This is a genomic window from Nocardioides rotundus, from assembly GCF_019931675.1.
Taxonomy (GTDB): Bacteria; Actinomycetota; Actinomycetes; order Propionibacteriales; family Nocardioidaceae; genus Nocardioides; species Nocardioides rotundus.
Window position 1 is genome coordinate 1,277,347 of sequence record NZ_CP082922.1, and the last position, 24,158, is coordinate 1,301,504.

Here is a 24,158-nt window from a genome sequence, read left to right on the forward strand (position 1 = left end):
CGCGCGGTCGCGAGGCCGGGTGACCGGCCATGGTGACGGCCACCCTCCTGCTGCTGCTCGGCCTGCTCGTCATCTTCGCGATCATCGCGGCGAACGGCTACTTCGTGGCCCAGGAGTTCGCCTACATGTCGGTCGACCGGTCCCGGCTCGGTGCGCGCGCCGAGGCAGGGGACCCGGCCGCGAAGTCGGCGCTGGCGATCACCCGGCGGACCTCCTTCATGCTCTCCGGTGCGCAGCTGGGGATCACCGTCACCGGCCTGCTCGTCGGCTACGTCGCCGAGCCGCTCGTGGGTCGCTCGCTGGGGGTCCTCCTGGGCGGCGTCGGCGTCCCGACGGCCGTGGGCATCGCCGTCGGCACCGTGCTCGCCCTGGTCATCTCCACCGTCGTCCAGATGATCTTCGGCGAGCTCTTCCCCAAGAACCTCGCCATCGCCAACCCCGAGCCGCTCTCGCTGTTCCTGGCCCGGTCGACCCGGATCTACCTCGCGGTGTTCGGCTGGCTGATCACGATCTTCGACCACGCGGCCAACGGGCTGCTGCGGCTGCTGCGGATCGAGCCCGTCGAGGACGTCGACAGCAGCGCCACCGCGCAGGACCTGGAGTACATCGTCGAGGACTCGCGCGCCAGCGGCGACATCGACGAGGACCTGTCCATGATGCTGGACCGGATCCTCGACTTCCCGCATCGCGACGTGGAGCACGCGATGCGGTCGCGCTCCCGCGTCGACGTCGTCCGCCCCGAGACCACCGTGGCGGAGCTGCGCGACCTGATGGCGACCGGACACACGCGCTACCCGGTGATCGACGAGGCCGACGAGGCGGTCGGCGTCGTCCAGCTGCCCGACCTGCTGCAGACGGGACTGCCCGACGACGTGCCGGTCGAGCGGCTCATGCGCGAGCCGCTCGTGCTGCCGACGCTGATGCCGCTGCCGGCGGCCCTCGCCACGATGACCCGGTCCCACAACGAGCTGGCCTGCGTGATCGACGAGTTCGGCGGCTTCACGGGCATCCTCACCATCGAGGACATGGCCGAGGAGGTGGCCGGCGAGATCACCGACGAGCACGACCCCGACGAGCCGGGCCCGGTGCCGCTGGAGGGCGGCTCGGGCTGGGAGCTGCCGGGCGACCTGCCGCTGGACGAGCTGGAGCGGACCATCGGCCGCGACCTGCCGCGCGGCGACTACGAGACCGCCGCCGGGCTGGTCATCGCGGTCCGCGGGGACCTGCCCGAGGTGGGGGAGCGGCTGTCGATCGCGCTGCCCGACGACCAGGGCGAGCTCGCCGAGGACATCCGGATCCGGCGCGAGCTGGAGGTCGAGGTGAGGGAGCTCGAGCGGCACGTCCCCGGCGTCGTCCGGGTCTGGCTGCGCGAGACCGACGAGGGGGAGCAGGCATGAACGGGTGGGTCGTGCTCGCCGCGACGGTGCTGCTGATCGTGTTGAGCGCCTTCTTCGTCATCATCGAGTTCTCACTGCTCGGCGCGCGCCGGCACCGGCTCGAGGAGGCCGCGGTCACCAGCCGCGGCGCTCGGGGTGCGCTGCGCAGCGTCAACGAGCTGACGATCATGCTCGCCGGCGCCCAGCTGGGCATCACCGCCTGCACGTTCGCGCTCGGTGCGATCACCAAGCCGGCGGTCGACAAGCTGCTGGGGCCACTGCTGGAGTCGGCGGGCCTGCCCGCGGTCGCCGCGGACGTCTCGGCCTTCGTGCTCTCGCTGCTGCTGGTGACCTTCCTGCACCTGGTGGTCGGCGAGATGGCCCCGAAGTCCTGGGCGATCGCGCACCCGGAGACCTCCGCGATCGCCACGGCGCCCCTCGCGCGGGCGTTCATCTGGGTCTTCCGGCCCCTGCTGCTGTGGGTGAACAACATCGCGAACCGGCTGGTCGCGGCCACCGGCGTGACGCCGGTGGACCGCGCCGCGGTGGGCGGCCAGGATGCGGCCACGATCCGGCACCTGGTCGAGCACTCCGCTCGGGTGGGCGCCCTGGAGGAGTCCTACCACGGGCCGATCGCGAGCGCGCTGGCCTTCGAGACGCTCCGGGTCGACGAGCTGGTGCGGGACGACGTACCTCCCACCTCGGTCCCCTGGGACGCGACGGTGGCAGAGCTCCAGCAGGCATCGGCGCGCTCGGGTCACCTGCGCGTCCTCGTCGGTGCCGACACCGACGAGCCCGGGCTCGTGCACGTCCGCGACACCCTGCTGGAGCCCGCCGACCGGCGAGTCGCAGGGATGGCGCGGCCTGTGCTGACGGTCCCGGGCGACCTGCACGTCCACGACGCCCTGACCCGGATGCGCCGGGCCAGCGAGCAGCTGGTCATGGTGACCGACGGGCCGCGGACACTGGGCGTGGTCACCCTCGACGACGTGCTGCGCAACGTCGTCCCCGGGCACGAGGAGGCCCCGGACGACGCCTCGGGCCGGGAGTGACCGGGCACGGTCCTAGGGTGGGGCGCATGCCGACCCTGCGCGAGATCACCGCCCTCATGGACGACTGGTACCCGCCCGCCACGGCGGACTCGTGGGACGCGGTCGGGCTGGTGCGCGGCGACCCCGACCAGGAGGTACGGCGCATCCTGTTCGCCGTGGACCCCGCGCCCGCGGTGGCCGACGAGGCGGCGGAGTGGGACGCCGACCTGCTTGTGGTGCACCACCCGCTGTTCCTCAAGCCGGTCCACGGCGTCGCCGAGACCACCGCGAAGACCCGGACCCTGGGCACGCTCGCCCGGTCCGGCTGCGCGCTGCTGACGGCGCACACCAACGCGGACCAGGCGATCGGCGGGGTCTCGGAGTCCCTCGCCCTGGCGCTGGGCCTGCGCGACCTCGCGCCGCTGCTGCCGGCGCCCGCGGAGCCGCAGGACAAGCTGGTGGTCTTCGCCCCCGCCGACGCGGCGGACCGGGTGCGAGCGGCGATCGCCGAGGCGGGTGGCGGACGGATCGGCGACTACACCGAGTGCACCTTCACCGGCACCGGTACCGGCCGCTTCCGCGGCGGCGAGGGCACCTCGCCGGTCGTGGGGACGGCCGGGGAGCTGGAGGCCGCGGCCGAGGAGCGGATCGAGACCGTGGTGCCGCGGAGCCGCCGTACGGCGGTCGTGCGGGCAGTCGTCGCCGCGCACCCCTACGAGGAGCCGGCCTGGGACCTCTACCCGCTGGCCGACGCCGGGCTCGCCGAGACCGGCACCGGGCGGATCGGCGACGTCGAGCCGACCACCCTGCGCGGCTTCGCCGAGCAGGTGGCCGCCGCGCTGCCGGCGACCGAGCACGGGGTCCGCGTCGCCGGCGACCCCGACCGGCCGGTGCGCCGGGTCGCCCTGTGCGGCGGAGCCGGCGACTTCCTGCTGGACCGGCTGGCCGGGAGCGACGCGGACGTCTACCTGACCAGCGACCTGCGGCACCACCCGGCGAGCGAGTTCGTGGAGAAGGGCGGGCCGGCGCTGGTCGACGTCGCGCACTGGGCGGCGGAGTGGACCTGGCTCCCGGTGGTGGAGGCGCGCGTGCGTGCCGCGCTGGGGGATACGGTGGACACCCGCGTCAGCACCGTCGTCACCGACCCCTGGCGCTTCCGCGTCTGACCGACCTCGTCCTCCAGGAGCATCCTCACGTGAAAGCCGACCCCGCCGACCAGCTGCGACTGCTCGACGTCCAGCGGATCGACTCCCGGATCGACCAGCTGCGGCATCAGCTCCAGACGCTGCCCGAGCTGGCCGAGCTCGACCGGCTGCGCCAGCAGCGGGCCGACCTGGACAACCGGGTCCGGGACGCGCGGATCGTCGTCGACGACCTCACCAGCGACCAGGAGAAGGTGGACGCCGACGTGGAGTCGGTGCGCGCCCGCCGCGAGCGCGACCGCGCGCGGATGGACTCCGGGCAGGTGAGCAACCCCAAGGACCTGCAGCGCATGCAGCACGAGATGGAGTCCCTGGAGAAGCGGGTCTCCGACCTGGAGGACGAGGAGCTGGAGGTGATGGCCCGGCTCGAGGACGCCCAGCGCGACGCCGACTCGCTGGCCGCCCAGCTCGACGAGGTGATGCAGCGCGGCCGGGACACCGTGGCCGCCCGGGATCGCCGTACCTCCGAGATCAACGCCGAGCTCGCCGAGGCCGAGACCGAGCGCGGCCCGGCCGTGGAGGGCATGTCCGGCGACCTGCTCGGTCTCTACGACAAGCTGCGCTCCAGCAAGGGCGGCGTCGGCGCCGCCGAGCTGCGGGCCCGCCAGTGCGGCGGATGCATGCTCACCCTGGACGCCGCCGAGATCACCGCGATCAAGGGCCGCCCGGAGGACGACGTCGTCCGCTGCGAGAACTGCCAGCGGATCCTGGTCCGCACCGCCGAGTCCGGGCTGTAACCGCTCAGAGGTCGGCGACGACGACGTCGAGCCGCGTCCCGGTGCGGGGCGATGCGTCGCTCTCGACCCTCCAGCCGAGGTCGGACAGTGCCGCGGCGAGGTCGAGCGGCGTCCGCGGGTTGGCGCCGTCCTCCAGCAGGGCGCGCACCAGGCGCCCCTTGGTCGCCTTGTTGAAGTGGCTGACCACCTTCCGCCGGCCGCCCTGCTCGTGCAGCACCCGCACGGTCGCGGTGCGCGCGGGGTCGGTGGGACGCCAGAACGAGGAGTACGCCGTGGAGCGCAGGTCGACCAGCAGGCCGCGGCCCACCGCCTCCTCCATCGCCGGGCCGAGGTGCTCGCGCCAGTGGCCGGCGACCGAGCCGAGACCGGGGAGCAGCGTGTCGCCGGAGAGCCGGTACGCCGGGATCCGGTCGGCCGGGCGCACCAGGCCGAACAGGGCGGAGGCGATCCCGACCCGCGCCGTGAGCCGCCGCTTGGCGCTCGACGACAGCGAGCCGGCGTCCAGGGCGTCGTACAGCACACCGGTGTAGACGCGGTCCGCCCGCGCCGTCGGCGCCTCGCGCAGCCGTGCGTTCGCCGCGACCAGCCCGGCCTGCGTCGGCCCCAGCCCGAGGGCGTCGGCCGCTCGCTCGGGGTCGGTGGCGCACAGCTCGACGAGGGCGTCGAGGAGCGTCTCGCGCGCGGGCGTCAGCGTCGGGGCGGACAGGCCGGCGAGGTCGAGCGCGGCGCCGCGGGCGGGGGCGTACTTCCCCTCGCTGGGCGGGAGCAGGATCAGCACGCGGGCCACCCTAGGTGGCGCGCCCACCTGCGCTGAGACGGGGGAGGGCTCGTCTAGGGTGGCCGCATGTCGACCAGCCGCGTGGTCCGTGTCCGCAGCGATCGGGGCGACTCCGTCGCCGCCCGCACCCTCCGCGAGGGGATCGCGACCATCCAGGAGGAGCTCGGCGTCTCGCCGGACTTCCCGCCCGAGGTCGAGCAGGCCGCCGCCGACGCGGCGGCGAACCCGCGTCTGCCCGAGCTGGACCGCACCGACATCGAGTTCGTCACCATCGACCCCGACAGCGCGATGGACCTCGACCAGGCGCTGCACATCGCGCGCGACGGGGAGTGGTACGTCGTCCACTACGCGATCGCCGACGTGATGGCGTTCGTGTCCCCGGGCGACCCGGTCGACGTGGAGTCGCGCCGGCGCGGTCAGACGCTCTACGGCGCGGACTCCAAGATCCCGCTGCACCCCAAGGTGCTCTCCGAGGACGCCGCCTCGCTGCTCGCCGACCAGGTCCGCCCGGCGCTCCTGTGGACGATCACGGTGGATGCCACGGGTGAGGGCACCGAGGTGACGGTGGAGCGGGCCCTGGTGAGGTCCCGGGCCAAGCTCGACTACGTCGGTGTGCAGAAGGAGATCGACGCGGGGACCGCGAGCGAGTCGCTGATGCTGCTCAAGGAGGTCGGCGAGCTGCGCCTGGCCCGCGAGGCCGAGCGCGGGGGCGTCTCGCTGCCGCTGCCCGAGCAGGAGATCGACACCGCCGGCGAGCACTGGAGCCTGGACTTCCGGGGCATGGAGCCGGTGGAGAACTGGAACGCCCAGATCTCCCTGCTCACCGGATTCGCCGCGGCCTCGCTGATGGTCCAGGGCAAGGTCGGGCTGCTGCGCACCCTCCCCGAGGCGGACCCGCGGGATGTGAAGCGGCTGCGGCGGACCGCCCGGGCGCTGAAGATCGACTGGCCCGAGGGTCAGGACTACCCCGAGTTCCTGCGCTCGCTCGACCCGACCGAGCCCGCGCACGCGGCGATGCTGGTGGCCAGCACGCGGCTGCTGCGCGGGGCGGGGTACGTCGGCTTCAACGGCACCGTGCCCGAGCGGTCCGAGCACTCCGCGCTCGCCGCGGAGTACGCCCACGTCACCGCGCCGCTGCGCCGGCTGGCCGACCGCTACGCCGGCGAGATCTGCCTGTCCCTGGTCTCCGGGGACGCCGTACCCGACTGGGTGCTGCAGGGCATCGCCGAGGAGGTGCCTCAGGTCATGGAGGAGTCCGGGCGCAGAGCGGGCCAGTACGAGAGCGCCGTGGTCAACCTGGTCGAGGCGGGCGTGCTCGCCGACCGGGTGGGGGAGACCTTCACCGCCGTCGTGGTCGAGCGGGACGACAAGGACCCGACCGAGGGCACCATCACCGTGGAGGACCCGGCCATCGAGGCCAAGGTCAAGGGCTCGCGCGAGCTGCCGCTGGGCGAGGAGGTCCAGGTGCGGCTGGTGCGCGCCGACGTGGCGAGCCGCTCGGTGGGCTTCGAGCTCGCCTGAGCTGGGGGCCGTACCTCTGTCGGGTCGGCGGGTCGGCGGGCAACGAGCCCGGGAGGGCGGAGGGGCTGGCCTGTAGGCCGGGTTCTGTCGAGGGCGACCATCCATCTAGGGCCGCCGTCGCCGACGGCCTCGTGCGGCCTACCCGCGCACTCGGGCGAGCAGCCCTGGCCTCCCGAAGGAGGCCGGACGTGCGCTGTTCGGCCTTGCTCCCGGTGGGGTTTGCCGAGCCACTCCGGTCACCCGGAGTGCTGGTGGTCTCTTGCACCACCGTTTCACCCTTGCCCCCGGCTGACGAGCAGCCGGTGGCGGTCTGTTCTCTGTGGCACTGTCCCGCGGGTTGCCCCGGGTGGGCGTTGCCCACCACCGTGCTCTGTGGAGCCCGGACCTTCCTCGACCCGACGTGTCGCCACGCCGAGCCGCGGTCGCCCAGCCAACCCCTCCGCGCCGGACAGCCTACCGCCAGGTCAGGCCAGTCGGGTGATCTGCACGTCGACCCGCATCCGCTCGGTCCGGGCGCCGGTGAAGATCCCCGAGAGCGGCTTGACGTCGGTGTAGTCGCGGCCGGTGGCGATCACGACGTAGCGGTCCCCGGGGACGCCGTCGTTGGTCGGGTCGAAGGCGTGCCAGCCGTCATCCCACCACTCGACCCACGCGTGCGACTCCCCGCGCACGGTCTCGCCCACCTCGGGCTCGCGCTTGGGGTGCAGGTAGCCCGACACGTAGCGCGCGGGGATGCCCATGCTGCGCAGCCCGCCGATCACCACGTGCGCCATGTCCTGGCACACGCCGGACCGCTGCTCCCAGGCCTCGGCGCCGGTGGACTTCACGTTCGTGGAGCCGGAGCGGTACTCCATCTCCTCGTGCACCAGCGCGCACAGCGCCCGAGCCGCCTCGCCCGGCAGCGCCGCGTCGGCGCGCAGGTCCGCGCACCGCTCCAGCAGGTCGTCGGTGGGGGCGACGATGGGGGAGAGCGCGAGGTACTCCGTCCACCGGTCGCTGACCTCCGGCTCGGCCAGCTCGCCCCAGCCCAGCATCGGCTCCGGCGGGTCCGCGCGGTGGGTGTGCACGGTCGAGGTGCTGGTGATCTGCAGCGACTCGTGCGGGTCCAGCACCTCGAACGCGGTCACCTGGGTGCCGAAGTAGTCGGTGTAGGCGTGGGTCCACGGCGGCGGCTGCACGTCCAGCCGGCTGTGCACGACGATCTGGTCGGCGTCGGTCTGCGGGGTGAGCCGCGCCTGGTTGTACGACGCCGTCGCCTGGCCGTCGTACTCGAACTCCGTCGTGTGCACGATCCTCAGCTGCATCAGGCCCTCACCCCGTGCCATTCCAGTGCCTCGGCGCCGGCGAAGAAGCGCCGGGTCACCGCGTCCGTGGCCGCCGCGCAGGTGCGCTGCAGCCGCTCCATCTCCGCGGGCAGGTCGGTCATCACGTCGGCCAGGGAGCGGTACTCCAGCTCCGCGCGGGTGCGCCCCAGCAGCCGCTGCGCCTCGTTGCCGAAGCCCGAGCGGGTCGAGCCGGGGCCGCCCGGGCCGGAGGCCGACTCCAGGTTGTCCAGCGCCAGCTCGGCCCGGCTCAGGGCATAGACCACCGAGCGCGGGAAGAGCCGGTCCAGCAGCAGGAACTCCGCGGCGCCGCGCTCGGTCTCCATCCCGCGGTAGGCCCGCAGGAACGCCTCGTAGGCGCCGCACGCGCGCAGCGAGCTGGCCCACGGGCTGCCGGTGCTGCCCGAGCTCGCCGACAGCGCGGCGGTCGCGACCAGTCGCGAGGTCATGTCCGCGCGCTCGATCGAGCGGCCCAGGATGAGGAACTGCCAGCCCTCGTCGCGGGTCATCGTGGCGTCCGCGGCGCCGTTGATCAACGCGGCGCGGTCCCGGACCCATTGGAAGGTGTACGGCGGCCGCAGCTCGCGGAAGCGACCGGACGGGATCGCCCGGTAGGTCGTGTTGAGCGCCTCCCACATCGGCACCGAGAGCGTCTCCCGCGCCCGACGGGCACTCTCCCGGGCCGCGGCCAGCGTGGCCGCGATCGAGGCGGGGGAGCGGGCGTCGTAGGCGAGCCGCTCCATGATCTGGGCTGTGTCGACCGGCCCCTCGCCGGCCGGTGCCACGCCCATGATCGAGAGCAGGGAGCGGCAGGTGGCGTCCTCCTGGATGCTCGGGTCCTCCAGGATCAGCTGGGTCTGGACCTCCAGGATCCGGGCGGTGTCCTCCGCGCGCTCGACGTACCTCCCGATCCAGAACATCGACTCGGCGATCCGGCTCAGCATCACTGCGCTCCTTCCCCGTCGCCCTGCATCTGCTGGGCGGCCTGGTCGCTGGCGACCGCGTCCTCCAGCGGCGGGCCGGAGCTCTGCGGCGCCGCTTGCGGCGGCGCGGCCGGCGCCTCGGGGGACTCCGGCGCGGGGGTACGGCGCGGCCCGGCGAGCACCCAGGTGTCCTTCGACCCGCCGCCGCGCGAGGAGTTCACGATCAGCTCGCCCTCGTTGAGCGCCACCCGGGTGAGCCCGCCCGGCAGCACCCATACCCGGTTGCCGTCGTTGACGGCGAACGGTCGCAGGTCGACGTGCCGCGGCCCCATCTCGCCGTCGACGAAGGTCGGGACGGTGGAGAGCTGGACGACCGGCTGGGCGATCCAGGCGCGTGGGTCGGCCAGCAGCCGGCCGCGCAGCTCGTCCAGCTCCGCGCGGGAGGCGCGCGGGCCGATGACGATGCCCTTCCCGCCGGAGCCGTCCACCGGCTTGAGCACGAGCTCGTCGAGCCGGTCGAGCACCTCCTCCAACTGGGCGGGGTCGCCGCAGCGCCAGGTGTCGACGTTGCGCAGCGCCGGCTCCTCGCCGAGGTAGTAGCGGATCAGGTCCGGCAGGTAGGTGTAGACCAGCTTGTCGTCGGCGACGCCGTTGCCGACCGCGTTGGCGATCGTCACGTTGCCGGCCCGGGCGGCGTTGATCAGCCCGGGGCAGCCGAGCACCGAGTCGGAGCGGAACTGGACCGGGTCGAGGAACTCGTCGTCCACCCGGCGGTAGATCACGTGCACCTGCGCGAGGCCGGCCGTGGTCCGCATCATCACCCGGCCGCGGTAGCAGACCAGGTCGCGGCCCTCGACCAGCTCCACGCCCATGGTCCGGGCGAGCAGGGCGTGCTCGAAGTAGGCGCCGTTGTAGACGCCGGGGGTCAGCACGACGACGTTGGGGTCGGTGACGCCGGCCGGAGCGGCGGCGCGGAGCGCGGCCAGCAGCCGCTGGGGATAGCCCGCCACCGGGCGGATCCGGTGCTCGGCGAACGTCTCGGGCAGCGCGGCGGCGATCGCGCGCCGGTTGGTCATCACGTAGGACACGCCCGAGGGGACGCGGACGTTGTCCTCGAGCACCCGGAACTCGCCCTCGTTGTCGCGCACCAGGTCGATCCCGGAGACGTGCACCCGGACGCCGTTCGCGGGGTGCACGCCGGCGGCCTCGCGGTGGTAGTGCGAGGACGTGGTGACCACCCGCCGCGGGATGACGCCGTCCTCGAAGACCTGCCCCTCGTCGTACACATCGGCGAGGAACGCCTCCAGGGTGCGCACCCGCTGCTGCACGCCCGCCTCGATGCCGGCCCAGGTGTCCATCTCGATCACCCGCGGCAGGATGTCGAGCGGGAAGGCCCGCTCCTCGCCGCCGATGTCGAAGGTGACGCCCTGGTCGAGGTACGACGCCTGCAGCGCCTCGACCCGGCCGTGCAGCTCGGCGTCGGTGAGCTCCTGCAGCGAGTGGCGCAGGCGGGCGTACGGCGGCCGCAGCTCCTGCTCGGCGTCGAACATCTCGTCGAAGGGCCGGTCGGGGCTCCCGCCGCGGATCCGGTCCTGGGTGGCGGCGTACTGACGGAAGCCCTGGAACTGCCCCTGGCTCTGTCTCATGGGGCGACCCTAGGCGGCGCCGCCCGGCGCGGGCGAACGCGGCTCACGGGAGGGTGAGGATCTCCGCGCCGGTCTCGGTCACCAGCAGGGTGTGCTCGAACTGCGCGCTGCGCCGCAGGTCGCGGGTCACCACCGTCCAGCCGTCCTCCCACATCGACCACGCCTCGGTGCCGAGGTTGAGCATCGGCTCGATGGTGAAGGTCATCCCCGGGACGATCACGTCGGCGTAGTGCGACTGGTCGTAGTGCGGGATCACCAGGCCGGAGTGGAAGGAGGTGCCGATGCCGTGCCCGGTGAAGTCCTGGACCACGCCGTACCCGAACCGCTTGGCGTAGGACTCGATGACCCGGCCGATCACGCTGGTCAGCCGGCCCGGCTTGACCGCCTTGATGCCGCGCTCGAGGGCCTCGCGGGTTCGCTCGACGAGCAGCCGCGACTCCTCGTCCACGTCGCCGGCGAGGAAGGTGGCGTTGGTGTCGCCGTGCACCCCGTCGAGGAAGGCGGTGATGTCGATGTTGACGATGTCGCCGTCCTCGATCACCCGCGAGTCCGGGATGCCGTGGCAGATCACCTCGTTGACGCTGGAGCACAGGCTCTTGGGGAAGCCGCGGTAGCCCAGGGTCGAGGGGTAGGCGCCGTGGTCGACGAGGAACTCGTGGCCGATCCGGTCCAGCTCGTCGGTGGTCACGCCCGGCGCGACGTGCGAGCCGACCAGGTCGCGGGCCTGGGCGGCCAGCCGGCCGGCGGCCCGCATCCGCTCGATCGTCTCGGCGTCCTTGATCTCGCTGCCGCGGAACGGCGCGGGCGCGGGGCGGTCGACGTACTCCGGCCGCGGGATCGCCTTGGGTACGGCGCGGCGCGGGGACACGGTGCCGGGAAGCACGGTCGGGAGTGTCGTCGTCACGCTGGCGAGTGTAGTTTCCGGAGGTATGAGCGAAGCACCGGAGTACTGGTTCTGCCTGAAGCACCACCAGGTCGAGGGCCGGGACGGCTGCCGCAACGCGGATCGTCTCGGGCCCTACGCGACCGCGGACGAGGCCGCACGCGCCCTGGACAAGGTCGAGGAGCGCAACGAGGAGTGGGACAACGACCCGAAGTGGAACGAGGACGGTCCCGGGTCCGGGGACGGCATGACGGACGGCACGCCCGACAACTGAGGATCGTGCTCGGTTGACCCGGGGCAGGGTCAGAACGTGTGCTCGGGCCCCGGGAAGGTCCCGTCGCGGACCTCGTCGGCGAACTGCCGCGCGCCCGCGAGCAGCGTGCCGTGCAGGTCGGCGTACTGCTTGACGAAGCGCGGCATCCGCCCGGTCCGCAGGCCGAAGGCGTCGGTCCAGACGAGCACCTGCCCGTCGCAGTCCCGCCCCGCGCCGATGCCGATGGTGGGGATCGCCAGCTCCCCGGTGATCTCGGCGGCGATGTCGCCGGGGACCATCTCCATCACGACCGCGAAGGCGCCCGCTGCCTGCATGGCACGGGCGTCCTCCCTGAGCCGCTCGGCGGCGTCGCCGCGGCCCTGCACCCGGTATCCGCCGAGCGCGTGCTCGGACTGCGGGGTGAAGCCGATGTGCGCCATCACGGGCACGCCGTTGGTGGTGAGCTTCTCCACCTGCGCGGCGATCTCGGCGCCGCCCTCGACCTTGACCGCGTGCGCGCCGCCCTCCTTCATGAACCGCACCGCGGTGTGGAACGCCTGCTCGGGGGAGGCCTGGTAGGAGCCGAAGGGCAGGTCGGCCAGCACCAGCGCGCGCTTCACCGAGCCGGCGACCGCGCGGACCAGCGGCATCAGCTCGTCCACCGTCACCGGGATGGTGGTCTCGTAGCCGAGCACGTTGTTGGCCGCGGAGTCGCCCACGAAGAGGATGTCGATCCCGGCCTCGTCGAAGGTGGCCGCGGTGTACATGTCGTAGGTGGTGAGCATGGTGATCCGCTCGCCACGCTCCTTCATCTGGGCCAGGTGGTGGGTGCGCACCCGCTTCACCGGTGTCGTGGGGGTGGTCGGCCCGGTGCCGTACGGCGCCGTCTCCTCGGTCATCTCGTCCTCTCGGTTCGGGGGCTCACTCGCCCCGGATGATCTTGAGCAGCTCGTTGACCGTGAGGGCCACGAAGGCCAGGGCGCACAGCACCATCGCGATATTGGACAGCGCCTTGTTCCGCCACTGCCGCGGCACCCGGTCGGTGTTGAGCAGCCAGAGCAGGGTGATCGCCAGGAACGGCATGAAGAACGCGCCGAGCACGCCGTAGGCCAGGATCAGCCAGACCGGCTGGCCGAGGAACAGCATGATCATCGGCGGGAAGGTCAGCCAGCAGATGTAGGCCTTGTAGGCCAGGCCGCCGGCGCCGCGCTCGGGGTCGTCCTCGGGCAGCTTGCGCACGTGCCCGGCGAAGTCGGCGAACATCAGCGACACGCCGTTCCACACGCCGATCAGGCTGGACATCGCGGCCGCCCAGAAGCCGACCAGGAAGATCTTCCCGGCCCAGCGGCCGTAGCGGTCGGCGAGCACCCCGGAGAGGTCGAGCATCCCCTGGTCGCCGGTCTCGACCGCGATCCCGGCGGAGTAGAGCAGCTCCGCGCCGACGATCAGGGTGGCGGTGACGAAGAGGCCGGTGACGACGTAGGCGACCACGTTGTCCAGTCGCATCACCCGCATGTGCGCGGGGGTGCTCCAGCCCTTCTCCCGCACCCAGTAGCCGTAGGCCGCCAGGGTGATGGTGCCGCCGACGCCGCCCGCCAGGGCGAGCACGTTGACCAGCCCGCCGTCGGGGATCCGGGGCACCAGGCCGGTGAGCAACTCGCCCAGGTTGGGCAGGGTGAGGGCGGCCGCGAGCATCATCGTGACGAACATCAGCCCGACCAGCGCGGCGCAGACCTTCTCGAACAGCCCGTAGCGGCCGCTGAAGACCAGCACCAGGCCCAGGACCCCGGAGATGATGCCCCACCACTTCACCGCCAGGAACGGGAAGAGCGCGTGCAGGGCGAGCCCCGTGCCGGCCATCGCGGCTGCGCCGTACACGAACCCCCAGATGACGATGTAGGGGCCGAAGTAGATGCTCGTCCAGATGCCCAAGCTGGCCCAGCCCTCGAAGATCGTCTTGCCGGTTGCCAGGCTGTAGCGGCCCGCACCCTCGACCAGCACGATCTTCATCACGCAGCCGACGACCACGCACCACAGCAGCAGGTAGCCGTACTTCGATCCGGCGATCAGGGTGGCGACGAGGTCCGCCGCGCCCACACCGGTCGCCGCGACCACCAGGCCGGGGCCGATGATGCTCCAGCGCGGCGGCGCCTCCGGTGAGGTCTGCGACGTCTCCTGTGACATGGGCGGCATTGTCGCACTGAAGTGACGCCTAGAGTGGCGCCCGTGGACTTTCACTCCGCCTATGCCCAGGGGTTCGCCCGCGTGGCGGCCTGCACCGTGCCGGTCGCCGTGGCGGACCCGGCGACCAACGCCGCGACCACGATCGCCCAGGCGCGCGCGTGTCACGACGAGGGTGTGGCGGTCGCGGTCTTCCCCGAGCTGGGGCTCAGCGGCTACGCGATCGACGACCTGCTGCTGCAGGACCCCCTGCTCGACGCGGTGCGTACGGCGATCGACGAGCTCGTCGCCGCCAGCGCCGACCTGATGACGGTGCTCGTCGTGGGGGCGCCGCTGGTGCACGGGAGCCGGGTGCTCAACTGCGCCGTGGTCATCCACCGGGGGCGCGTGCTCGGCGTGGCGCCGAAGTCCTACCTGCCGACCTACCGGGAGTTCTACGAGCGCCGCTGGTTCGCTCCCGGCGACGACCGGGACGGGTCGTCGATCACCCTGGCCGGCGAGGAGGTGCCGCTCGGCGCGGACCTCATCTTCGAGGCCACCGACGTGCCCGGCCTGCGGCTGCACGTCGAGGTGTGTGAGGACATGTGGGTGCCCGTGCCGCCCAGCGCGGAGGCGGCGCTGGCCGGCGCCACCGTGCTCACCAACCTCTCCGGCTCGCCGATCACGATCGCCCGGGCCGAGGACCGGCGCCTGCTGGTGCGCAGCGCGAGCGCCCGCTGCAGCGCGGCGTACGTCTATGCCGCCGCGGGCCAGGGCGAGTCGACCACGGACCTGTCGTGGGACGGGCAGACGATGATCTACGAGTGCGGCGACCTGCTGGCCGAGGGCGACCGGTTCCCCGAGGACGCGCGGGTCACCGTCGCCGACGTGGACCTCGACCGGATCCGGCAGGAGCGCCTGCGGCAGGGCACCTTCGACGACAACCGGCGTGGGCTGGAGGGACGCGAGTTCCGCACCGTGCCGTTCGCCCTCGAGCCTCCGAGCGGCGACATCGGCCTGCGGCGCAAGGTGGACCGCTATCCCTTCGTGCCCGACGACCCGGCGCGGCTGGCGCAGGACTGCTATGAGGCCTACAACATCCAGGTCTCCGGCCTGGAGAAGCGGTTGGCGTCGATCGGCCAGCCGAAGATCATGATCGGGGTCAGCGGCGGCCTGGACTCCACGCACGCGCTCATCGTCGCCGCCAAGGCGATGGACCGGCTCGGGCGGCCGCGCAGCGACATCCACGCCTTCACCATGCCCGGTTTCGCCACCGGCGAGGCGACCAAGAGCTATGCCACCCGGCTCAGCGAGGGCCTGGGCGTCACCTTCGAGACCCTCGACATCACCGACGCGGCGACGCAGATGCTCACCGACCTCGGCCACCCCTACGCGTCCGGCGAGGAGGTCTACGACGTCACCTTCGAGAACGTCCAGGCCGGCCTGCGCACCGACTACCTCTTCCGGCTGGCCAACCACCGCGGCGGCATCGTCCTCGGCACCGGCGACATGAGCGAGCTCGCGCTCGGCTGGTGCACCTACGGCGTGGGCGACCAGATGTCCCACTACGGCGTCAACGCCGGGGTGCCGAAGACGCTGATCCAGCACCTGATCCGCTGGGTCGCCGACCACGGCGAGCTCGAGAAGGACCCGGACGGGCCGGTGAACACGGTGCTGCGGGAGATCCTGGAGCAGGAGATCACCCCCGAGCTCATCCCGGGCGGGCAGCAGTCCACCGAGGAGTCGGTGGGCCCCTACGCGCTGCAGGACTTCACGCTCTACCACGTCGTACGCCGCGGCTACCGCCCCACGAAGATCGCCTTCCTCGCCCACCACGCCTGGCGCGACCAGGAGGCCGGGGAGTGGCCGCCGGGCTTCCCCGAGGACAAGCGGGGCGAGTTCGACCTGGCCACCATCAAGCGCTGGATGGAGGTCTTCGTCCGTCGCTTCTTCGGCAACCAGTTCAAGCGCTCGGCGCTGCCGAACGGGCCGAAGGTCTCGGCCGGGGGCACGATGTCCCCCCGGGGCGACTGGCGGATGCCGAGCGACGCCTCCCCGGCCGCCTGGCTGGCCGAGGTGGAGGAGATCCCGGCGACCGCTTGACCCTCACACCGTGTCAGGCCCTGGAGTGGTGACGTCATGTTGACCATCGGAGACTTCGCCCGCTTCGGCGGGGTGTCGGTGCGGATGCTGCGCCACTACGACGCCCTGGGACTCCTCGTGCCGACCGCGGTGGACCCGTCCACCGGCTACCGGAGGTACGACGAGTCCCTGCTCCTGCGCGCCCACCGACTGGTGGCCCTGCGGGAGCTCGGCTTCGGTCTGGAGCAGGTCGGCGCCATGCTCGATGGCTCCCCGGAGGACCTGGCACGTCTGCTGGAGAGTCGCCGCGCGGAGCTCGCCGGCCAGATCGCGGCCGACCGGGCCCGCCTCGCCGAGGTGGAGCGACGTCTCCGACTCACCCGAGGAGACCCCATGGAGCTCACCTTCACCCGCCAGTCCCTGCCCGCGCTCGAGGTCAGCCAGCTGACCGCCGAGGTCGCCGAGCAGTCCGAGATCGGGCCGGTCATCGGCCCGCTGTTCCAACGGATCGACCGTGCCGCGGGCGCATCCGGTGTCAGCGCCGAGCCCGGGATGGCGTGGTACGACCTCAGCGACACCGGCACCCGGCTGGGTGCCTGCGGTCCCGCGGGGCTGGCGGGCGACGGGATCGAGCAGGCCCGGCTCGACGAGCGCCCGGATGCGGTGGTCACGACGTACACCGGACCGCTGCTGCGGATCGCCGAGGCCTGGCAGGCGCTCGGCGCCCACCTGGCCGAGGAGGGTCTGCAGGCCGACGGGACCTGCCGGGAGATCTACCGCGGTACGCCGGTGGGCATGGACCCCACCGACGAGTGGGTGATCGAGCTGCAGCAGCCCGTCCGCTGAGCCGGAGGCGTGGGAGCGGAATGCAGGATTCCGGAGCCGAGATCCTGCATTCTGCTCCCCGGCACTCGCCGGCCGGGGCGGGTCAGCCGCCGAGGAGCTTGTTGTCCAGCCGGTAGGGGTTCACGTCGAGCAGGGCGCGGTCCCACGCCGCCAGGTCGGCCTCGGCGTCGTAGCTGCTGGTGAGGAAGGCCAGCAGCGCGGCATCGGGGTCCGGGCTGCGCCGTACCTCCTCGTAGGGGAGGATCCACTCGCCCAGCTGGTCGTCGAAGTAGCCGGGGGACACCGCGGCCTTGTCGTAGCCGTCGGGCGTGGGATAGGCGTAGGCGTAGAACGAGCCCTCGGCGGAGCCGCCCGGCCAGAAGCCGGCGGCCGCGTTCTCCCGCGACTCCGCCTCGGCCATCACCCACGGGGGGCAGCTCGGCGGGCCGCCGCCGGTGTGCGGCGGCGCGGTCCGGCCCGAGTATCGGGTGCAGGAGAGGTCCATCGACCCCCAGAACAGCTGGACCGGGCTGTCCTTGCCGGCGAACCCGGCCCGCCACAGCGAGAAGACGCGGTCGGCGGCGAGGAGCTGGCGCCACCACAGGGTCACCGCGTCGGCGTCGTAGCTCTTGTGCTCGGTGTCCTCGGCGAACGGGATCGCCGGGTCGACCTCGTTGGGTCGCGGGTCGATGTCGCAGCCGACGCCGAGCCCGCCGAGCGCGTCCTGCACCTCGGAGTAGAACTGGGCGACCGTCTTCGGCTCCAGGGCGATGGTCCGGTGCCCGCCGCTGGCGTCCCGGATGACCAGCCGGTGGTCGAGGAGGTCGAACTCGGTGTCGAAGTCGTGGTTCGGGCCCCGGGCGATCCGGGTGCGCAGCCCGCGCGCGGAGACCTCGTAGGCGACGTTCCACCAGTGGTTGACCAGCGGCGTGGAGACCATCTGCACCTTCCCGATGATCTGCAGCCACATGTGCAGGGTGTCGCGGGTGTCCTTCCAGTCGTCGACCTTCAGGGCGGGCCAGGACGATGTGCTCATGCGCGCCTCCTCGCGTGGGTTGCCTCAGCCTTGCATGACGGCGGTCGTGGCGGCAGCGGGTCAGGGGATCCGGATGCCCACGCCCGGGCCGACGTCGGTGCCCGTGTAGTAGAAGACGGTCAGCACCAGCACCCAGGAGATCCAGAACGCCGGCACGAACGGCAGCATCCGCGCCATCACCGTGCCCAGCCCGGCCTTCGGCTCGTAGCGCTGCAGCATCACCAGGAAGATCCAGATGTAGGGGTTCATCGGCGTGATCACCTGGGTCGCGGAGTCCCCGACCCGGAAGGCCGCCTGCACGAACCCGGGCTCGTAGCCGAGCAGGGCGAACAGCGGCACGAACACCGCACCCATCAGGGTCCACATCGACGAGCCGCTGACGATGAACAGGTTCAGCACCGAGCACAGCAGGATGAACCCGATGATCGCCGGATAGCCGGTGAGCCCGATCGCCTCCAGCCCGCGCGCGCCGGAGACCGCCAGCGCCGAGCCGAGGTTGGACCAGTTGAACAGCGCGATGAACTGGCCGAGCATGAACGCCAGCACCAGGAACGCCGACATGTCCTTGATGCCGCGCCCCATGACCTTGGGTACGTCGGCCGCCGTACGCAGGGTGCCGGCGGTGAAGCCGTAGACGAGACCGGGGCCCATGAACAGCACGAAGACCACGAAGACCGTCGAGTCCAGCAGCGGGGACTCCGGCAGGAAGCCGCCGTTGGGGCCGCGCCACGGCGAGCCGCCGGGCAGCACCGCCACCAGGATCAGCGCCGCGAGCACCAGGAACATCACCCCGGCCAGGCGCAGGGCTCGACGCTCCTGCGGCTCCAGGCCGGGGGAGAGGTCGGTGGGCAGGTCGCGCAGCGCCGGCGCGATGTCGTCGCTCGCGGCGGAGTGCCGGTCCAGTGAGTCGTCCTCGGTCTCGACCATCTCGGTCGGCGCGCCCTCGCGCACCAGGCGGGGCTCCACCATGCGGCTGATGATGAAGCCGGCGACGATCGCGAGCACGACGGAGGAGACGAGGTTGAACCAGAAGTTCGACACCGGCGTCACGGGCGCGCCCGCGTTCGGCAGCGTCTCGGTGACCGCGGTGGTGATCCCGGAGAACAGCGCGTCCAGGCTGGTGACCACCGGCGAGGTGGAGTAGCCCGCACCCACGGCCGCGAAGCCGCCGACCAGGCCGGCGATCGGGTGCCGCCCGGCCGCCTTGAAGACCATCGCCGCCAGCGGGGGCACCACGATGAACGCGGCGTCGGACATCACCGAGGCCGTCACGCCGACGAACCCGACGGCGTAGGGCAGCAGCCACTTCGGCGCCGATCCCAGCGACACCCGGATGACCGCCGACAGCAGCCCCGTGCGCTCGGCGACGGTGACCGCCAGCAGGATCGTCACCACCGTCAGCAGGGGCGGGAAGCCGATGAAGTTGGCGCCCAGGTTGACCGTCAGCCAGGTCATGCCCTCGCCGGTGAAGAGACCGCGTACGGCGGTCGCCTCATCGCTGCCGGGGATGGTGACGCTCACCCCCAGCAGCTGCAGGACCGTCGACAGCACGCCGACGAAGAGGAACAGCCCGAGGAAGAGCATGAACGGGTCGGGCAGCTTGTTGCCCACCCGCTCGATGACGTCGAGGAACCGGTCGGTGCGGGTGCGCGCGGCCGTCTCAGCCATGGTCCTCACCCGCCCGCTCGAAGTAGCCCGGCACGTCGATCGCGCCGCCGGCCTCCTCGAAGTCCGCGGCCGCTGCTGCTCGCAGGTCCGGGTCGCTGAGCCAGTCCGCGGCCACCGCGGCCAGGCCCCAGGCGGCGTCGGTGACCACCCGGTCGCCGTCCGGGGCGACGGCCGCCTCGGCGAACTCGCGGGTGTGCAGCCCGATGTCCTGGTCGGTGATCTTGACCATCGCGTGCACGCCGGGGATCCGGAACGAGACGTTCCCGAAGTCGGTCGAGCCGGTGAGGGTGCTGGGCACCACCCCCTCGGGAAGGACGCGGCGACCGCGGTCGGCGTACCTCCTGGCCCAGCTCGCGGCGAGCGGGCCGTTGGTGCGGATCGGCAGGTAGGCCGGGGCCTCGTCCCAGGCGAGCTCGACGCCACAGCCGGTCATCAGCGCGGCACCGCGGACGATGTCGTCGAGCCGGCCGCTGAGGACGGCCAGCTGCTCGGGGTACTCGCTGCGCAGGTAGAACAGGATCTCCGCGCGCTCGGGGATCACGTTGGGGCGCTCGCCGCCGTCGGTGATGATCCCGTGGATCCGGTCGGTCGGCGGCATCTGCTGGCGGTGCAGCGCAACGCCGGTGTAGGTCAGGTTGACCGCGTCCAGGGCGTTGCGGCCCATGAACGGCTGTGCCGAGGCGTGCGAGGCGATCCCGGTGAAGGTGGCGCGCAGCTGGCGGCGCCCGAGGAAGACCGGCTCGGCGACGTCGTAGGTGAACGGGTGCACCATGAGCGCCGCGTCCACGTCGTCGAAGGCGCCCTCGCGCGCCATCAGCTCCTTGCCGGAGCCGCCCTCCTCCGCGGGCGTGCCCATCCAGACCACGCGCCCGGGCAGCCGGTCGCCGAGCGAGGCCAGCGCGAGGAAGGCGCCCACCCCGGCGGTGGCGATGATGTTGTGGCCGCAGGCGTGCCCGACGCCGGGCAGGGCGTCGTACTCCGAGAGCACCGCGATCGTCGGGCCGCTCGGGTCGCCGACCTCGGCGCGGAGCGCGGTGTCCAGGCCGTACGCCGCGCGGGTGACGGCGATGCCGTGGGACTCGACCAGGTCGGCCAGCGCCGCTGCGGATCGGTGCTCCTCGAAGGCGACCTCGGGGTGGGCCGCCAGGTCGTGCGAGGCCGCCAGCAGCTCGGGGCCGAGCTCGTCGACCTTCGCGGACAGGGCCTCGAGCACCTCGGGGGAGGCGCCCTGGGCATCCGACGTCGGAGCGGCCGCGCGGGCGGCCTTCTCCTTGGTCTCGGTGCTCAGCTGGTGCAGCAGGAAGGTGTCGACCGGGGCCGGCTGCGCCTGCGGGTTCGAGTCGTCTGCGGACACGTGCTCGCCTCCTCCGAGTGGGGTAGGTGGCAGTGAATCACAGCGACAAGCGCCGACTCGGCGTCAACTAGCGCCGACTCGGGGTGAAGTAGCGCCGACTCAGCCCTTCTCGGCCCCGCCGGTGAGGCCCTCGGTCAGCCAGCGCTCGGCGATCGCGTAGAGCACCACGATCGGGACGGTGAGGATCACCGAGCCGGCCATCAGCACGGTCTTGGGCACCTCGATCCCGTTGGCCAGCTGGGAGAGGCCCAGGGAGACCGTCCACCGCTCGGGCTGGGCGGCGAGGAAGAGCAGCGCGAAGAGGAACTCGTTCCAGGCGATCATGAAGACGAACAGCGCGGTGGACATGATCGAGGGCATCGCCAGCGGCATGGTGATCTTGCGCAGCGTGGTGAGCCGCTTCGCGCCGTCGACCTCCGCGGCGTCCTCGACGCTGAGCGGGATCGTCTCGAAGTAGTTGCGCAGCATGTGGATGGAGATCGGCACGGTCTGGACGATGTAGACGATCACCAGCCCGATCAGCGACCCGGCCAGCCCGATCTTGGAGAAGAGCACGACCAGCGGGATGGCCAGCACGATCGCGGGGAAGAGGTAGACGCCGAGGAAGAGCAGGCTCACCTCGCGCCGGCCGCGGAAGCTGAGCCGGGCGACGGCGTAGGCACCCAGGATCGAGACGACCATCGTGATCGCGGTCGCGACGCCGGCCACGATCGTGGAGTTGCGCAGGAACAGGGTGAAGTTCTGCCCGCCCTCGACCTTCTCCGGGTCGGCGAGCACCAGCCGGTAGGTCTCGACGGTGAGGTCCTTGAGCGGGATGAAGAGCCGCCCCGGGTTCTGCTGCAGGTCCTCGATCGAGACGAAGCTGAGCATCACCATGTAGTAGAAGGGGAAGACGGTGATCAGCAGCAGAAAGGCGATCGTCACCCAGCGCAGCACGCCCAGCGTGCGGGTCTCCACGGTCAGCCGGTTCACTGGTTCGCCCCCTGTCGCTTGAGGAACCACATGTAGAGGAACAGGAAGCCGACCATCACCGCGGACAGCACCAGCGACTGGGCGGCCGCCCCGCCGGCGTCGAAGCGGCCGGTGAGGTAGTCGTAGACCCGCACGGCGGCGACCTCGGTCCCGGCCGCGCCGCCGGTGAGCAGGTAGACGTCGTCGAACTTGTTGAAGGTCATGATCACCCGGAGCACCGCCAGCAGGCCCATCACCGACAGCAGCTGCGGCAGCAGCACCCGGCGGAAGGACTGCAGCGGCGTCGCGCCGTCCACGATCGCCGCCTCCTCGATGTCCTTGGGCACCGCCTGCAGCCGGGCCACGATGAACATGAACGCGAACGGGAAGTAGCGCCAGATCTCGAAGGCGATCACGGTGATCAGCGCGTGCGGCGAGCGGCCGAGGAAGTCGATCGGCGCGTCCCACCCGAGGAACCGGGTGCCGAGGCTGTTGGCGATGCCGTACTGCGGGTTGAGCATCATCTGCCACACGAACGCGACCGCGACCACGGGGGCGACGTAGGGCAGCAGCATCGCGGCCCGCACGACGCCCCGGCCGGGGAAGGTACGGCGCAGCGCGAGCGCCGCGACCAGCCCCAGGACGATCGAGCCCACCGTCGCGGAGACGGAGTAGATGACCGTGGTCAGCAGGGTCCGCCAGAACCCCTCGGCGCCGAAGACCTCGCGGAAGTTGTCCAGCGTCAGGTTCCGGAAGACGCTGGTCTCCCGGATCTCCAGGTAGCCCAGGTCCTGGAAGGCGATCAGCACGTTCCACAGGACCGGGATCACCACGACCACGACCACCACGAGGACCGTGGGGGCCACCATCGACCAGCCCTCGCGGTCCACCCGCCGCTGCTTGGCGCTCCTCACTGCGACTCCTGGATCTCGGTGAGCTGGGCCTCGACCTCGTCGGCGGCCTCGCGGGGGGTCAGGGACCCGTTGGCGACCGAGGACGCGGCGCGGGAGAACGGCAGCTCGGCGACCACCGGCCCCAGCAGCCGGCCCTGACCCTGGGGGATCGCCCAGCGGTCGATGTTGCTGGTGACCGAGGTGATCGAGTCCAGGGTCTGTCCGGTGTAGAAGTCGCTGAGCGGCTCGCGCTTGTCCACGCCCGCCTCCATCCGCGGCCACGCCTGGGCGTACTGGTCGTTGCCCGGCTCGGGGCCCAGGCGGGCGGGGTACTTGCCCTCCGGGGTGATCTCCAGCCAGCCCTCGTAGCCGTCGCTGAGCATCCAGGAGACGAACTCCTGCGCGGCCTCCTGCTTGCCGTTGTCGGTCAGCCCCCAGGACGCGATCTCGCCGAACCCGGCGGGCTGGTCGTTGTCGGGCCCGGTGAGGGCGCTGACCACGCCGGAGTTCTTGGCCAGCCAGCTCGGGTCCTTCTCGCACTCGGTGCAGGTGGGCAGGGCGTCCGAGCGCAGCCCGGCCATCTCGTCGAGGATGAAGGAGGACCAGATGACCATCGCGGCCTGGCCGGAGAAGTAGGACGCCCGCGTGGTGTCCACGGTCTCGGTGCCGGCCGGGGAGTAGTCCCGGGCGAGCTTGCCGTAGAGGTCGAAGGCCCGCACGCACTCCGGCTCGCCGATGGTGATCTCTCCCGAGGACCGGACCATCTGGCAGCCGTTGGCCAGGGCCAGCATCTCGAAGGTCTGGGCGGTGAACACGTCGGCGGGGTCGCTGGCGATGGTGATCCCGAAGCGGCCGTCCCGGGTGAGCTCGCGCGCGGCGGTGAGCAGGTTGTCGTAGCTGTCCGGCGGCTGCAGGCCCGCCTGCTCGAAGAGGTCCTTGCGGTAGACGATCAGCTGGGCCCAGGCGTCGGAGGGGACGGCGAGGTTCTCCTCCCCGTCGGAGGTCAGGCGCACCGCCCGCTCGGCGAAGGTGTCCTCGCCCAGGTCCTCCATCACCGCCGTGGCCGCCCCCCGATCGAGGACGTCGTAGCTGTCCAGTGCCCGCACGTTGGCCAGCGACAGGCCGCCGATCACGTCGGGCAGGTTGCCGGACTGGGCGGCGCCCGCGATCAGCTGCGGCAGCTGGGCCTCGTCGACCGGGACAAGCTGCACGTCGACGTCGGTGGTCTTGTTGAAGCGGGCGATCAGCTTGTTCAGCGCCTGGATCCGGTCGGTCTGGGCGTCCAGGCTCCAGACCAGGATGCTGCGCGGGTCCGGGTCGCGCTGCGGGGCGCAGGCCGCCAGCAGCGAGCCGATCAGGAGAAGCGCCGTACCGACGGCGCCGGCGAGGATCCGGCGCCGCACCCGTCCCCCGGCGGCGGTCGGTCCGTGTGCGGTTCTCACCCGGGCATGATCGTGGTGTCTCGCCCGCGGCGCACCACCCCTACGGATAGCGGACGCCGGCCCTAGAGTGTGCGC

The 24,158-nt window shown here is 72.1% G+C and carries 21 protein-coding genes and 1 other RNA gene; 8 read left to right on the forward strand and 14 right to left on the reverse strand.

Features of this window, described 5'->3' with window-relative positions:
* Nucleotides 1–29: 29 nt before the first annotated feature.
* The 4 genes from K8W59_RS06360 to K8W59_RS06375 are packed head-to-tail and all read left to right on the forward strand — an operon-like array spanning nt 30 to nt 4,346.
* On the forward strand, nt 30–1,397 hold the full coding sequence (locus tag K8W59_RS06360; protein WP_223398235.1) for a hemolysin family protein: 1,368 nt from the start codon (nt 30–32) through the stop codon (nt 1,395–1,397).
* Nucleotides 1,394–2,428 carry a hemolysin family protein gene (locus K8W59_RS06365; protein ID WP_223398245.1) on the forward strand — a complete coding sequence of 345 codons (1,035 nt, stop codon included), beginning with the start codon at nt 1,394–1,396 and terminating at the stop codon, nt 2,426–2,428. Before K8W59_RS06360 ends, K8W59_RS06365 begins: the two co-directional genes overlap by 4 nt.
* 26 nt (nt 2,429–2,454) lie before the next feature.
* Nucleotides 2,455–3,573, forward strand: a complete 1,119-nt coding sequence (locus K8W59_RS06370) for a Nif3-like dinuclear metal center hexameric protein (protein WP_223398249.1) — start codon at nt 2,455–2,457, stop codon at nt 3,571–3,573.
* A 29-nt stretch (nt 3,574–3,602) separates the two neighbouring features.
* Nucleotides 3,603–4,346, forward strand: coding sequence for a zinc ribbon domain-containing protein (locus K8W59_RS06375; RefSeq protein WP_223398252.1), 744 nt, complete (start codon nt 3,603–3,605; stop codon nt 4,344–4,346).
* Between the two features lie 4 nt (nt 4,347–4,350).
* Here the strand turns inward: K8W59_RS06375 and yaaA are convergent, their stop codons facing one another.
* A complete protein-coding gene (gene yaaA, locus K8W59_RS06380) occupies nt 4,351–5,124 on the reverse strand; it encodes a peroxide stress protein YaaA (protein WP_223398264.1) in 774 nt (257 codons plus the stop codon).
* A 66-nt stretch (nt 5,125–5,190) separates the two neighbouring features.
* Here yaaA and K8W59_RS06385 point away from each other — a divergent pair, with 66 nt between their 5' ends.
* On the forward strand, nt 5,191–6,645 hold the full coding sequence (locus tag K8W59_RS06385; RefSeq protein WP_223398274.1) for an RNB domain-containing ribonuclease: 1,455 nt from the start codon (nt 5,191–5,193) through the stop codon (nt 6,643–6,645).
* Nucleotides 6,646–6,702: 57 nt separating this feature from the next.
* On the opposite strand, the gene rnpB is transcribed toward K8W59_RS06385, so the two are convergent.
* The 5 genes from rnpB to map all read right to left on the reverse strand — a co-directional run bounded on the left by rnpB (nt 6,703) and on the right by map (nt 11,440).
* Nucleotides 6,703–7,083, reverse strand: an RNA gene (gene rnpB, locus K8W59_RS06390) — RNase P RNA component class A.
* Between the two features lie 26 nt (nt 7,084–7,109).
* Nucleotides 7,110–7,949: a transglutaminase family protein gene (locus tag K8W59_RS06395; RefSeq protein ID WP_223398280.1), complete on the reverse strand. Its 840-nt coding sequence runs from the start codon at nt 7,947–7,949 to the stop codon at nt 7,110–7,112.
* Nucleotides 7,949–8,911 carry an alpha-E domain-containing protein gene (locus K8W59_RS06400; RefSeq protein ID WP_223398292.1) on the reverse strand — a complete coding sequence of 321 codons (963 nt, stop codon included), beginning with the start codon at nt 8,909–8,911 and terminating at the stop codon, nt 7,949–7,951. The genes K8W59_RS06395 and K8W59_RS06400 overlap by 1 nt, the downstream gene beginning before the upstream one ends.
* On the reverse strand, nt 8,911–10,536 hold the full coding sequence (locus K8W59_RS06405) for a circularly permuted type 2 ATP-grasp protein (protein WP_223398303.1): 1,626 nt from the start codon (nt 10,534–10,536) through the stop codon (nt 8,911–8,913). The genes K8W59_RS06400 and K8W59_RS06405 overlap by 1 nt, the downstream gene beginning before the upstream one ends.
* 43 nt (nt 10,537–10,579) lie before the next feature.
* Entirely contained in the window at nt 10,580–11,440 is an 861-nt protein-coding gene (map, locus tag K8W59_RS06410; RefSeq protein ID WP_223398312.1) for a type I methionyl aminopeptidase, read from the reverse strand.
* A gap of 25 nt (nt 11,441–11,465) precedes the next feature.
* Between map and K8W59_RS06415 the strand changes: the two genes are divergently transcribed.
* Nucleotides 11,466–11,693 (forward strand): hypothetical protein, encoded by a 228-nt coding sequence (locus K8W59_RS06415; protein ID WP_223398314.1) that lies wholly within the window; start codon nt 11,466–11,468, stop codon nt 11,691–11,693.
* A 29-nt stretch (nt 11,694–11,722) separates the two neighbouring features.
* On the opposite strand, the gene panB is transcribed toward K8W59_RS06415, so the two are convergent.
* Together panB and K8W59_RS06425 are read right to left on the reverse strand one after the other, a co-directional pair.
* Nucleotides 11,723–12,571 carry a 3-methyl-2-oxobutanoate hydroxymethyltransferase gene (panB, locus tag K8W59_RS06420; protein WP_223398321.1) on the reverse strand — a complete coding sequence of 283 codons (849 nt, stop codon included), beginning with the start codon at nt 12,569–12,571 and terminating at the stop codon, nt 11,723–11,725.
* Nucleotides 12,572–12,593: 22 nt separating this feature from the next.
* Complete coding sequence (locus tag K8W59_RS06425; protein ID WP_223398330.1) at nt 12,594–13,856, reverse strand: Nramp family divalent metal transporter; 1,263 nt, start codon at nt 13,854–13,856, stop codon at nt 12,594–12,596.
* A 42-nt stretch (nt 13,857–13,898) separates the two neighbouring features.
* On the opposite strand from K8W59_RS06425, the gene K8W59_RS06430 reads away from it, so the two are divergent.
* Together K8W59_RS06430 and K8W59_RS06435 are read left to right on the forward strand one after the other, a co-directional pair.
* Complete coding sequence (locus K8W59_RS06430; RefSeq protein WP_223398334.1) at nt 13,899–15,935, forward strand: NAD(+) synthase; 2,037 nt, start codon at nt 13,899–13,901, stop codon at nt 15,933–15,935.
* A 36-nt stretch (nt 15,936–15,971) separates the two neighbouring features.
* Nucleotides 15,972–16,760 carry a MerR family transcriptional regulator gene (locus K8W59_RS06435; RefSeq protein ID WP_223398343.1) on the forward strand — a complete coding sequence of 263 codons (789 nt, stop codon included), beginning with the start codon at nt 15,972–15,974 and terminating at the stop codon, nt 16,758–16,760.
* An 82-nt stretch (nt 16,761–16,842) separates the two neighbouring features.
* Here the strand turns inward: K8W59_RS06435 and K8W59_RS06440 are convergent, their stop codons facing one another.
* From K8W59_RS06440 to K8W59_RS06465, 6 genes are all read right to left on the reverse strand, one after another.
* Nucleotides 16,843–17,775, reverse strand: a complete 933-nt coding sequence (locus tag K8W59_RS06440) for a DUF5996 family protein (RefSeq protein ID WP_223398350.1) — start codon at nt 17,773–17,775, stop codon at nt 16,843–16,845.
* A gap of 60 nt (nt 17,776–17,835) precedes the next feature.
* Entirely contained in the window at nt 17,836–19,443 is a 1,608-nt protein-coding gene (locus K8W59_RS06445; protein ID WP_223398364.1) for an AbgT family transporter, read from the reverse strand.
* A complete protein-coding gene (locus K8W59_RS06450) occupies nt 19,436–20,797 on the reverse strand; it encodes a M20 family metallopeptidase (protein ID WP_223398373.1) in 1,362 nt (453 codons plus the stop codon). Before K8W59_RS06450 ends, K8W59_RS06445 begins: the two co-directional genes overlap by 8 nt.
* Before the next feature lie 99 nt (nt 20,798–20,896).
* Entirely contained in the window at nt 20,897–21,769 is an 873-nt protein-coding gene (locus tag K8W59_RS06455) for a carbohydrate ABC transporter permease (RefSeq protein WP_223398378.1), read from the reverse strand.
* Nucleotides 21,766–22,662 carry a carbohydrate ABC transporter permease gene (locus tag K8W59_RS06460; protein ID WP_223398388.1) on the reverse strand — a complete coding sequence of 299 codons (897 nt, stop codon included), beginning with the start codon at nt 22,660–22,662 and terminating at the stop codon, nt 21,766–21,768. Before K8W59_RS06460 ends, K8W59_RS06455 begins: the two co-directional genes overlap by 4 nt.
* A complete protein-coding gene (locus tag K8W59_RS06465) occupies nt 22,659–24,083 on the reverse strand; it encodes an ABC transporter substrate-binding protein (protein ID WP_223398398.1) in 1,425 nt (474 codons plus the stop codon). The genes K8W59_RS06460 and K8W59_RS06465 overlap by 4 nt, the downstream gene beginning before the upstream one ends.
* Nucleotides 24,084–24,158 lie beyond the last annotated feature (75 nt).